The following is an 11,413-nucleotide window of genomic DNA, read 5'->3' on the forward strand; positions in this document are numbered from 1 at the left end:
ACCTCTCAGATTTTTTCTATTGGCGCAAAGGCGGCCAATAAACGTTTGACTCCTTGGTTAGGAAAGGCAATGTCCAGCTCGATATCCTGTGCTGTTCCGCTGACTTTTACCACCATACCAACGCCCCATTTTTTATGTTGGACTTTATCCCCTGCCTGCCAAGCGACTTTATCGCCGCCGCTGGCTTTTTTCTGAGTTGTTGCGGGGCGCGGTGCACTAGGTTGTGTAAAGGCACCGTTAGTTGGTTGCGAGCGGAAAATTTTCTGTTCTCTTGGTTTAAAGGCGGCTGGCGCTGAGGCCACCCGACCTGTTGGCGCTAACAGTTCCTCAGGAATTTCTTCAATAAAACGACTTGGTCGATTGTATTGTGTTTTCCCGTAAAGCGTCCGACTGAAAGCATTCGTCAAATACAGCGTTTCTTCAGCGCGTGTAATGCCCACGTAAGCCAAGCGACGCTCTTCTTCCAGTTCAGATTCTTCCATCATGGCCCGTGATAACGGGAAGACACCTTCTTCTAAGCCCATTAGGAAGACCACTGGAAATTCCAGCCCTTTGGCCGCATGCAGGGTCATTAAGGTCACTTGGGACGTTTCTTCCTCTAAGTCATCAATATCAGAAACTAACGCCAAATCATTTAAGAAAATCGTTAACTTATCTTCAGGTGCTTCCTGCTCTTCTTCAGGTGTTTCACTATATCGCTTATCAAATTCTTGTGTCACAGTTAGAAACTCTTCTAAGTTTTCCAGACGACTTTGAGCTTCCAGCGTATTTTGCCGTTTCAACTCTGCTTCATAGCCACTTTTATCTAAAACTTCCTTCACTAATTCGGTGATGGTCAAATAAGGGATCATTTCATTAAAACCGCTCATCATGAGACCGAAGCCTTCTAGTTCCTTCCCCGCTTTGCCGCCAATATTACTGAGGGCTACGTTTTGTGAGGCCTCTAAAAGTGACCAGCCATGCATATCTGCAAAGCTCCGCAGTTTTTCTACAGAGGTTTGGCCAATCCCGCGCTTAGGTTCATTGACAATTCGCCCGTAGCTTAAAGAATCACTAGGGTTGGCAATCACATTTAAATAAGCCAAAATGTCTTTAATTTCCTTACGGTCGTAGAATTTATGGCCTCCCACCATGGTGTAGGGGATGTTAGCCTTCAGTAAGGTTTCTTCCAGCACCCGTGATTGCGCATTTGTTCGGTAAAGCACCGCAAAGTCGCCATAGATTCGTTGATGTTTTGCGATTTCACTTTGAACTTGCTGTACGATAAATTGCGTTTCATCCCGTTCATTATCTCCCCGGTAATAAACGATTTTTTCACCTTCGATGTTCTCAGTCCAAAGTTTTTTCTCTTTACGATTTTGGTTATTTTGGATAACTTCATTGGCGGCAGTCAAGATTCGTTTAGTCGAACGATAATTTTGTTCCAAGAGGATCGTAGTGGCATCTGGATAATCTTTTTCAAAATCGAGGATGTTTTGCATATCGGCACCACGCCAGCCGTAGATACTTTGGTCGGCATCTCCCACTACGCAAAGATTGCGAAACCGTGCTGCTAGCATATTCACCAATGTGTACTGGGCATGGTTGGTATCTTGATACTCATCCACATGAATATAGTGGAATTTATTTTGATAATAAGTTAGTGAATCTGGGTGATCTTCAAACAAGCGAATCGTATTCATAATTAAATCATCAAAATCCATACACTGATTTTGTCTGAGTGCTTTTTGATAAGCTTCGTAACAATCTGCTACAATTTTTTCATAAAAACTTCCTTGCAGATCACCATAAGCTTTAGGCGTCAGCAGCTCATTCTTAGCATTACTGATTGTGCCCAAAATAGAGCGTGGATCATATTTCTTAGGATCAATGTTCAGCTCTTTCAAGATGCGTTTCATTAAAGTCAGCTGTTCAGAGCTGTCAATAATCGTAAAGTTGCGATTGTAGCCAATAAAATCAACGTCGCGACGCAAAATACGCACACACATTGAGTGAAAAGTAGAGACCCATACATCTTCCCCACCACTCGCGTTCAATTTATTAACCCGTTCCTTCATTTCCCGCGCCGCTTTGTTGGTAAAGGTAATAGCGAGGATATTCCAAGGATTTACTTCTTTTTCTTCTATTAAATAGGCGATTCGGTGGGTTAAAACCCGCGTCTTACCACTACCAGCGCCGGCCATTATCAGTAAAGGACCTTCTGTATGCAAAACGGCTTCTTTTTGTTTTGGATTCATTCCGTTCAGCAAGTTTTCCTTTGTTCCCATGTGCAACGTCCTTTCTCTATGCAATCTTTTTTATTATATCAAAAAGTGCTTTGAACTTCTTTAAAAAACCAGTAAGTTTCCACGGTAAATTCATTTTCATAAAAGCTTGAAATTTTTCTGTCAGTCCACTACATTTAAGTATTGGAGGGGTATAAATGAAAACTGAACATGAAATCAAACGTTTAGACGGCACACGCATCGGCTTTATCTTAAAAGGATTGTTGATTGGAGTCATCGTGGGCTTTGTTGTTAGTCTTTTTCGTTTGGGAATTGAAGAATTAAGTCATTATTTAACGCAACTTTATCATTTTTTCCGGCATGAACCACAGTGGCTATTGCTCTGGATACCAATTTCCATCTTATTAGCGGTCATCGTCGGTTTACTAGTAAAAAGCGATCCTGATATCAAGGGTAGCGGCATCCCTCAAGTTGAAGGACAATTGCGGGGACAGATCCATATGCGTTGGTGGTCTGTGCTTTGGAAAAAATTCATTGGCGGCATCATTAGTGTCGGTTCTGGTTTATTTTTAGGTCGTGAAGGGCCGTCAATCCAGTTGGGTGCCATGGTAGGGCTAGGTTACAGTCAAATGCGCCACACGACAAAATCAGAAGAAAAAATTTTTGTTTCCAGTGGGGCTAGTGCTGGTCTAGCAGCAGCTTTCAATGCGCCGATCGCTGGACTACTATTTGTGCTAGAAGAAGTCCATCATAATTTTTCACCCTTAGTTTGGCTAACTTCTTTTGCCGCAGCTATCAGTGCCAATTTTGTTTCATTGAATTTTTTCGGCTTAAAACCAGTCTTGGCAGTGGGACAAGTCGATCCATTGCCACTAAAATATTATGGATTTCTAGTCTTACTAGGTATTTTTCTAGGAATACTCGGTTGGGGCTATCAAAAAGTGCTGCTAGCCTTGCCTAAATTTTACGGCAAACTAACTTTCCTATCTCCAAATTTTTACGGATTAGTTCCCTTTTTGCTAATCATTCCAATCGGCTTGGCTTTTCCTGACATCCTTGGTGGCGGTAATCAAATTGTTTTAGAACTAGGCAAACAGGCGCCTACCATTTGGATTGTGTTAGGCCTGTTCCTGCTGCGTTTTGTTTTTTCTATGATTTCCTATGGTGCCAACTTACCAGGAGGCATCTTCCTGCCAATCCTCACATTAGGCGCTTTGATTGGTACATTCTTTGGCTTAGCAATGGTTCAGTTCTTTGGTATGGATCCTCACTATGTAAAAAACTTTTTAATCATCGCCATGGCCGGTTACTTTACTGCCATTGGGAAGGCACCGCTGACCGCCATGATCTTAGTCTCTGAAATGGTGGGCAGTTTGAGTCATTTGATGTCTTTAGGCTTAGTGGCCTTGATTAGTTATGTGGTCGTAGACTTTTTAGGTGGTAAACCAATTTATGAGACCCTTTTAGAACGCTTAGTGGCCTCAGAAGTCCCTTCAATTACCGGTAAAAAAACCATTATTGAGTACCCCATCACCGCGGAAAGTTCGCTAGATGGGCAAATGGTGCGCGATTTTGCTTGGCCCAAAGATATGCTGTTGACCTCCATCCGCCGTGGTGAATCAGAGTTATTGACACATGGTGATACCGTCATGCATAGCGGCGACGTCCTCTTAATTTTAACTGATGAGGGCATCTCACAAAAAATCAAACAAGAGATTACGCAACGAACTTATAGCTTAGAACAGCAACCCTAAAAAGCGACACTCACAAGCGGATAACAACGCTTGTGAGTGTTTTTCTATGATGGAACTAAAATATATTGAACGTTTTTAAATGTTTATGATTGAATATGACGTTTTACTGTGCTATTATAAAAACGAGGAGATGATGTAAGTGCTTACCGAGGAGCGTAGACAACAGATTTTGCAGTTATTAGATGCCCAGCAAGTCATAAAATCTCAGGAACTAATCGAGCGATTGGATGCATCAGAATCCACCATTCGCCGTGACTTACAGGAATTAGAAGACGAAGGTCTGCTGGAACGTGTTCACGGCGGTGCCAAGCGGATCATCCAATTAGGTCAAGAATACAACATGCAGGAAAAATCAATCAAAAACATTCAAGAAAAGAAAAAAATCGCCAAATATGCCGCTAGCCTTTTACGAGAAGGCGATATTATTTACTTGGATGCCGGCACTACTACCTACGAGATGATTCCCTACCTACCTACTTTTGAATTGAAGGTCATCACCAATTCGGTCGACCATGCCGTCGCCTTAACAGAACGCGGCATTGATACTATCGTTTTAGGTGGTGCTTTAAAAGCTTCTACCCGCGCGATCTTAGGTTCTTCCGCACTAGAGCAGTTAGCAAATTACCGTTTCAACAAGACTTTTCTAGGCATGAATGCGGCACATCTCGAGTTTGGCTATTCGACACCAGACCCCGAGGAAGCCGTCTTAAAGCGCTTAGCCAGTGAACATGCGGCTGAGACTTTCTTCCTAGTGGATGCTAGCAAAATCAATAATGTTTCCTTCACTAAAGTAGCAGCTATTGACAGTGGTACCTTGATTACCACTACGCTTGCACCAGCCTTACATCAAGCTTATATCGAAAAAACAAAGTTAAAGGAGATCGAATGATGATTTATACTGTAACGCTTAATCCATCTATCGACTACATCGTCCATGTGGATCACCTTGCGATTGGTGATTTAAATCGGATGAAGGAAGATTTTAAATTGCCTGGTGGCAAAGGAATCAATGTTTCCCGTATTTTGAAACGTATCGGCGTTGAATCAACTGCCTTAGGTTTTTTAGGTGGTTTTACAGGGACGTTTATCCAAGATTGGCTAAAAAAAGAAATGATCACCACCCATTTCACGCCAGTGCAAGCTGACACGCGGATCAATATCAAATTAAAATCGGATACCGAAACAGAAATCAACGGTTTAGGTCCAGTCATTTCTAATGAAGAAATGCAGCAGTTGAAACAAACCCTCAGCACAATCACGTCAGAAGACGTTGTGATTTTGTCAGGTAGTACCCCTGCTTCTTTAACGAAGGGTTTTTATCAAGAATTGATTCAAATTATTCAAGATAAAGGCGCTCAATTCGTTATCGACACCACTGGTGAAGATTTATTAGCTGCTTTGCCCAAAAAGCCATTATTGGTAAAACCTAACAATCATGAGTTGGCAGAGCTTTATCAAACAAGCTTCGACTCTATTGAAGCAATTTATCCCTATGGCCGCCGGATGCTGGCGGAAGGCGCCCAACATGTACTGGTCTCCATGGCCGGTGACGGTGCCCTATTGTTCACTAATGAAGGAATCTACCGTGCCAATGTACTAAAAGGCACTTTAAAAAATTCGGTAGGTGCAGGCGACTCCATGATCGCTGGCTTTGTCGGAGCATTCATCAAATCTGGTGATCCGCTGGAAGCCTTTAAATGGGGTGTTGCTTGTGGCAGTGCAACTGCTTTTTCCGATGATTTAGCATCTGAGGAAATGATTTTGTCGCTAGTCCCTAAAGTCGAAATTGAAAAAATCGAGGAGGAGTAACATGAATATCAAAGATTTGTTGGTCAAAAATGTCATGATCATGGATCTCCAAGCAACAGATAAAGCTGGTGCAATTGATGAAATGGTCCAAAAATTGTATGACGAAGGTCGCATTAGCGACATCAAAACCTATAAGGATGGCATCTTAGCCCGGGAAGCTCAGACATCCACTGGTTTAGGGGATGGCATTGCGATGCCCCATGCGAAAAATAGTGCTGTAAAAGAAGCAACGGTTTTATTTGCTAAAAGTAAAAACGGGATTGATTATCAATCACTAGACGGTCAGCCTGCGTACTTATTCTTTATGATTGCAGCTCCAGAAGGCGCCAACGATACCCATTTACAAGCCTTAGCTGCCCTTTCCCGTTTGTTGATCAATCCAGATTTTGTGGCACAATTAAAACAAGCGCAGTCACCGGATGAGGTCCAAAACCTCTTCCAAGCTGCTGAAGACCAAAAAGAAGCAGAGGAACAAGCTGAAGCGGAACAAGAAGTGAAAGACTTTAACCGTCGCTATATCGTCGCAGTAACTGCTTGTCCAACTGGGATTGCTCACACCTATATGGCAGAAGATGCCTTGAAGAAGAAAGCGAAAGAAATGGGCGTTGATATCAAGGTTGAAACCAACGGCTCTGAAGGGATCAAAAATCGCTTAACTGCTGAAGATATCGCTCGTGCTGACGCGGTCATCGTAGCTGCTGATAAAAAAGTTGAAATGAACCGTTTTGATGGCAAAGAGTTAGTTAATCGGCCAGTTAGTGACGGAATTCGTAAACCAGAAGAATTGATCGACTTAGCACTTTCTGGCAATGCGCCAACCTTCCGCGGTGACGGAAATAATACTGGCTCAGATGAAGGTTCGGCTGACGGTTCTATTGGTTCTCGTATTTACAAAGATTTGATGAACGGTGTTTCCCATATGTTGCCATTCGTGGTAGCCGGCGGGATCTTGATTGCAATTTCCTTTATGATTGACCAATTTATGGGGGTTCCTCAGGAATCTTTAGGAGAATTAGGAAACTATAACCAAGCAGCGCAATGGTTCAACCAAATCGGTAGCGCCGCCTTTGGCTTTATGTTACCAATTCTAGCTGGTTTTATTGCTTCTAGTATTGCTGACCGTCCTGGTTTAGTTGTCGGTTTTGCTGCGGGTGCTTTGGCCAATGCCGGTGGTGCTGGCTTCTTAGGTGCCTTAGTTGGTGGTTTCCTTGGCGGTTACGTGATCGTCTTCTTACGCAAGGTTTTCAAAGGCTTGCCAAAATCATTAGACGGTATCAAAACAATTCTCTTCTATCCTGTTTTTGGTCTATTGATCACAGGGGCCTTAATGCTTCTAATCAATGTGCCTATGAAAGCTATCAATGATGGTTTGACTGGCTTCCTAGATGGTCTAAGTGGGACGAATGCCATTTTATTAGGTGCTCTACTTGGCGGCATGATGGCGGCTGACTTAGGAGGACCTATCAACAAAGCGGCTTATGTATTTGGTACTGCAACCTTAGCAACAACGGTTGCCGAAGGTGGTAGTGTGGTAATGGCCGCGGTAATGGCCGGCGGGATGGTACCGCCACTAGCAATCTTCATCGCAACACGTCTTTTCAAAGGGAAATTCACAAAAGATCAAGAAGACGCTGGTTTGACAAACATCGTCATGGGACTATCCTTCGTTACAGAAGGCGCGATTCCATTTGCTGCAGCTGATCCACTACGGGCTATTCCTAGCTTTATCGCTGGTTCTGCTTTAGCCGGTGGTTTAGTCGGTGCCTTCGGAATCAAACTACTCGCACCTCATGGCGGAATTTTCGTTGTACTGCTATTGAGTCATCCATTACTTTATCTGTTATTCATCGTCATTGGTGCCATCGTTTCTGGTGTTATCTTTGGACTATTGAAACAACCAATCAAACAAGACTAAAAAAAAGAGCAAAGCCCGCGGGCTTTGCTCTTTTTATACTTCCGGTTCTACCCGAACAGTATCTCCGATTTTTTCTAAATGGCTGTAATCGAAGAAAATCACGCGTAGATGATTCTCTCCCTTTTTCAAATCAAAACGAACTTGGTTACGACGCTTACGGACATGCGAAATTTTCGTATCCTTAAACTGTTCCTTTAACTGCTCCAAAGGAATCTTATCAAAGAACTCCCGCGGAATGTAGAAACGTAAAATAGACGTATACTCCTGATAGTGTTCGTCTGTCACTTCAATCTCCAACAAATCACGAATATAAAACTCATAAGCAGATAAACCATCATCCACACTGTATTTAGGATTCAGGACGCGATAGTTCATCATATTCATGCGGCTTTCATCGATCCACGGAAAATAAGCACGTGCATTCAGACGGCCTTTTGTCCGTTTTTCAGCGTATTGTTGGTTCACAAAGTCGTACGAGCGGGTCACAAAATGAGTTGCCTCCTTTTTGACTGTCGGCTGCAATTGACCATTTTGATACTGAACCGTTTGAATCGTTTGATCCCCAAAGGCAAATTCAATCAGTGGCTGCCTTAAAATACCGATGCCGTTGTTCCACGATAGCTGATCATACCCCATTTGGTCGCGAAAAAGACGCTGAAAATGTTGATTCACCTCTAAATCCCAGTTCAATGGATTTTGGAATAGTTCAATACACATGACTTGATTGGGCAAGTGACGTAATTCTTGTACCTGCTGCACATCCTCAAATACTTGTTTAGGAATCACTTGGTAATAGTAAGAACTAACATACATCTTCCAGCAGGACGTCAACAACAGACCTTTATAAAAAGCGTCATAGCCCGCCAGCTGGTTACAATCCACCACGATTTCACCCGCATCATTGCGCATTTTTGGCAGTACGTCGGTTTCAGCGGCAGTCTCAAAAGTCCGCTGACTCAGCTCTGATACGTTGTTGTACAGGTATTCGTCATAAGAGCGAATGTAACCGTAAACGCCATGGGCAATCATCCGTTGATCACAGTAATCGCTAATGACCTGTTGCTGACCAAAAAATAATTCTTTATCATAAAGATTTCGCTCAAAAAGCGTCAGTTGTCGAATGTGCATTTGGAAGCGTCCCGCTACCCCTTCAACTATCAGCCAAATATCCGTATTTGCGTCGATGGCTTGAATTGCGGCCGTCATTTTTTCTAAATCAAAAGGTGTTTTATCAAATCCGATACGCATTGAAACAGGCTCCGTCAACAACCGTACAAAGACCAGCCAATCTTGAACCGCCGTTCGGACACTCTCCACTGTAAAATTAGCAAGTTGCCCCACCATGTAGATTCGTTCTTGTTTCTCCATCCGTACCACCTCCTCAATTCAAGTATAGCGAAATTTCAATGAGAATTCACTTAAAATGACTCTAATAATTTTAAAAACAGCTCGACTTGTAGTATCCTTGCTAAAAGTGATACACTAGCTTTGCAGGAGGTGAGCCATATGGGCTTGAAATTTCAACGAGAAGACACTTTAGATAAACTATTTGAATCCTTTGCCATCGACCCTGATAAAAAGGAATTGCCGGAAAAAGAATTAGTGGCAAAACAAACTGACAAAGTCGAAAAAAAGGATGCACCAAAAGCTGACAAAATGTAAATTATAAATAAGAAAGCACCGAAGCTATCTCTGACTAGAGGGATAGTTTTGGTGCTTTTTCATCATTTTTATTTGATAAAACTTTCGATGACTTTCCAAGCGGTATCTTTACCCTCTTTTGTCTCAGAAGAAAAGATGATGAAATGGTCATCTGGATCAAAGTCCAGCTGCTTTTTGATCACACTCTCATGTTTATTCCATTTCCCGCGTGGGATTTTGTCAGCCTTGGTTGCTACGATGATAACAGGCAGATTATGATATTTCAAAAATTCATACATTTGAATATCTTCAGCAGTTGGTGGGTGTCGTAGATCGACTAGCGAAACTACCGCCCGCAACGGCTCCCGTCCTGTCAGATAAGTTTCAATCATTTTACCCCATTTAGCTCGCTCTGTTTTTGAGACTTTAGCATAGCCATAGCCCGGTACATCCACAAACAGTAGGGTATCTTCAATATTATAAAAGTTCAGCGTTTGGGTTTTCCCTGGCTTACCAGAAGTTCGTGCTAAATTTTTTCGATTAATCATCGTATTGATAAAAGAAGACTTTCCAACATTAGAGCGGCCAGCCAGCGCAATCTCAGGTAGTCCACCTGGCGGATACTGCTCCGGTCGAACGGCACTAATGATGATTTCGGCATTATGCACTTTCATTGTGTATTCCCTCCTTTAAAGAGAAAAAGAGTTCGGAAAAAATCCGAGCTCTTTTTAATAATTAGCCTGCTTTTTTCTCTTGGCGAACGACTGTTGGCGATCCCTGTCCGTCTACTGATTCTTTTGTTACCACGATTTTTTCAATGGTTTCATCAGAAGGTGTATCGAACATCACATCCATCATGACATCCTCAATAATGGAACGTAAACCACGAGCACCCGTATTGCGTTCAATCGCTTTATCCGCAATCGCTTGTAGTGCGCTATGATCAAATTCCAACTCAACATCGTCTAGGTCCAATAATTTTTGGTATTGTTTAACTAGCGCATTCTTTGGCTCTGTCAAAATATGCACCAAGTCATCATTGGTTAGTTTTTCTAAAGCAGCCGTCACTGGCAAACGCCCAATGAACTCTGGGATCAAGCCGAATTTCAACAAATCTTCTGGAATGATTTGTTGCATTACGCTCTCACCTTCGGCAATTTTTTTATTGTTGGTACCAAAACCAATCGTTTTTTCACCTAAGCGATTTTTTACGATCGTTTCAATGCCGTCAAACGCTCCACCCACGATAAACAAGACATTTGTTGTATCGATTTGGATGAATTCTTGATGAGGGTGCTTGCGTCCGCCTTGTGGTGGCACACTTGCAACAGTTCCTTCCAAAATTTTCAGTAAGGCTTGTTGAACTCCTTCACCGGAAACATCCCGCGTGATTGAGACATTTTCACTCTTACGGGCAATTTTGTCGATTTCATCAATATAGATGATGCCACGTTCAGCTTGTTCCACATTGTAGTCAGCTGCCTGCAGAAGCTTCAGTAAGATGTTTTCTACATCTTCACCGACGTAACCTGCTTCAGTCAAACTCGTTGCATCTGCAATTGCAAATGGCACGTTCAACGTACGAGCAAGTGTTTGTGCTAAGAATGTTTTCCCAGACCCAGTTGGCCCAATTAAACAAATATTACTTTTTTGCAATTCAACTTCGTCAGAATGATCGACATCCATAGAATTGATCCGTTTATAATGGTTATAGACAGCGACAGCCAATGATTTCTTGGCGCGATCTTGACCAATGACATATTCATTTAAGACAGCAAGGATCTCTTGGGGTTTTGGTACATCCGTAAATTCACGAACTGCTTCATCATAAAACTCTTCATCGATAATCTCTTTACAAAGATCGATACATTCGTTACAAATATACACGCCTGGTCCTGCGACGATTTTTTTGACTTCTTCTTGTGTTTTACCGCAAAAAGAACAGCGAACAGTGCCAGTATTGTCAGTATTGTCGTACATTTCTTCACCCCTTATTTGTACAAAGACGATTTTTCGTCTTTTCCTATATTACCATAAGTATAACACTTTTGCGAATAGTAAACACGGAA

General features: G+C 42.4%; 9 protein-coding genes. 5 read left to right on the forward strand and 4 right to left on the reverse strand.

The window, feature by feature from the left end; translation table 11 throughout:
- Window positions 1-5: 5 nt before the first annotated feature.
- Window positions 6-2,267 (reverse strand): DNA helicase PcrA, encoded by a 2,262-nt coding sequence (gene pcrA / locus ECA01S_RS02650; protein ID WP_067390634.1) that lies wholly within the window; start codon window positions 2,265-2,267, stop codon window positions 6-8.
- A gap of 155 nt (window positions 2,268-2,422) precedes the next feature.
- Here pcrA and ECA01S_RS02655 point away from each other — a divergent pair, with 155 nt between their 5' ends.
- The 4 genes from ECA01S_RS02655 (at window position 2,423) to ECA01S_RS02670 (ending at window position 7,703) form a co-directional block, all read left to right on the forward strand.
- Window positions 2,423-3,979: a ClC family H(+)/Cl(-) exchange transporter gene (locus ECA01S_RS02655; protein WP_067390637.1), complete on the forward strand. Its 1,557-nt coding sequence runs from the start codon at window positions 2,423-2,425 to the stop codon at window positions 3,977-3,979.
- A gap of 139 nt (window positions 3,980-4,118) precedes the next feature.
- Complete coding sequence (locus tag ECA01S_RS02660) at window positions 4,119-4,868, forward strand: DeoR/GlpR family DNA-binding transcription regulator (RefSeq protein WP_067390640.1); 750 nt, start codon at window positions 4,119-4,121, stop codon at window positions 4,866-4,868.
- Complete coding sequence (pfkB, locus tag ECA01S_RS02665) at window positions 4,868-5,788, forward strand: 1-phosphofructokinase (protein ID WP_067390643.1); 921 nt, start codon at window positions 4,868-4,870, stop codon at window positions 5,786-5,788. Before ECA01S_RS02660 ends, pfkB begins: the two co-directional genes overlap by 1 nt.
- Before the next feature lies 1 nt (window position 5,789).
- Window positions 5,790-7,703: a PTS fructose transporter subunit IIABC gene (locus ECA01S_RS02670; protein ID WP_067390646.1), complete on the forward strand. Its 1,914-nt coding sequence runs from the start codon at window positions 5,790-5,792 to the stop codon at window positions 7,701-7,703.
- 33 nt (window positions 7,704-7,736) lie between these two features.
- On the opposite strand, the gene ECA01S_RS02675 is transcribed toward ECA01S_RS02670, so the two are convergent.
- Window positions 7,737-9,071, reverse strand: coding sequence for a hypothetical protein (locus tag ECA01S_RS02675; protein ID WP_067390648.1), 1,335 nt, complete (start codon window positions 9,069-9,071; stop codon window positions 7,737-7,739).
- A gap of 138 nt (window positions 9,072-9,209) precedes the next feature.
- Here ECA01S_RS02675 and ECA01S_RS14310 point away from each other — a divergent pair, with 138 nt between their 5' ends.
- Entirely contained in the window at window positions 9,210-9,365 is a 156-nt protein-coding gene (locus tag ECA01S_RS14310; protein WP_169792748.1) for an SPJ_0845 family protein, read from the forward strand.
- Window positions 9,366-9,433: 68 nt separating this feature from the next.
- On the opposite strand, the gene yihA is transcribed toward ECA01S_RS14310, so the two are convergent.
- Both yihA and clpX read right to left on the reverse strand, forming a co-directional pair.
- Entirely contained in the window at window positions 9,434-10,018 is a 585-nt protein-coding gene (gene yihA / locus ECA01S_RS02680) for a ribosome biogenesis GTP-binding protein YihA/YsxC (protein WP_067390651.1), read from the reverse strand.
- 61 nt (window positions 10,019-10,079) lie between these two features.
- Complete coding sequence (gene clpX / locus ECA01S_RS02685; RefSeq protein WP_067390654.1) at window positions 10,080-11,324, reverse strand: ATP-dependent Clp protease ATP-binding subunit ClpX; 1,245 nt, start codon at window positions 11,322-11,324, stop codon at window positions 10,080-10,082.
- Between the last annotated feature and the right edge of the window lie 89 nt (window positions 11,325-11,413).

The organism is Enterococcus canis NBRC 100695 (assembly GCF_001544375.1).
In the GTDB taxonomy this organism is placed as follows: Bacteria; Bacillota; Bacilli; order Lactobacillales; family Enterococcaceae; genus Enterococcus_H; species Enterococcus_H canis.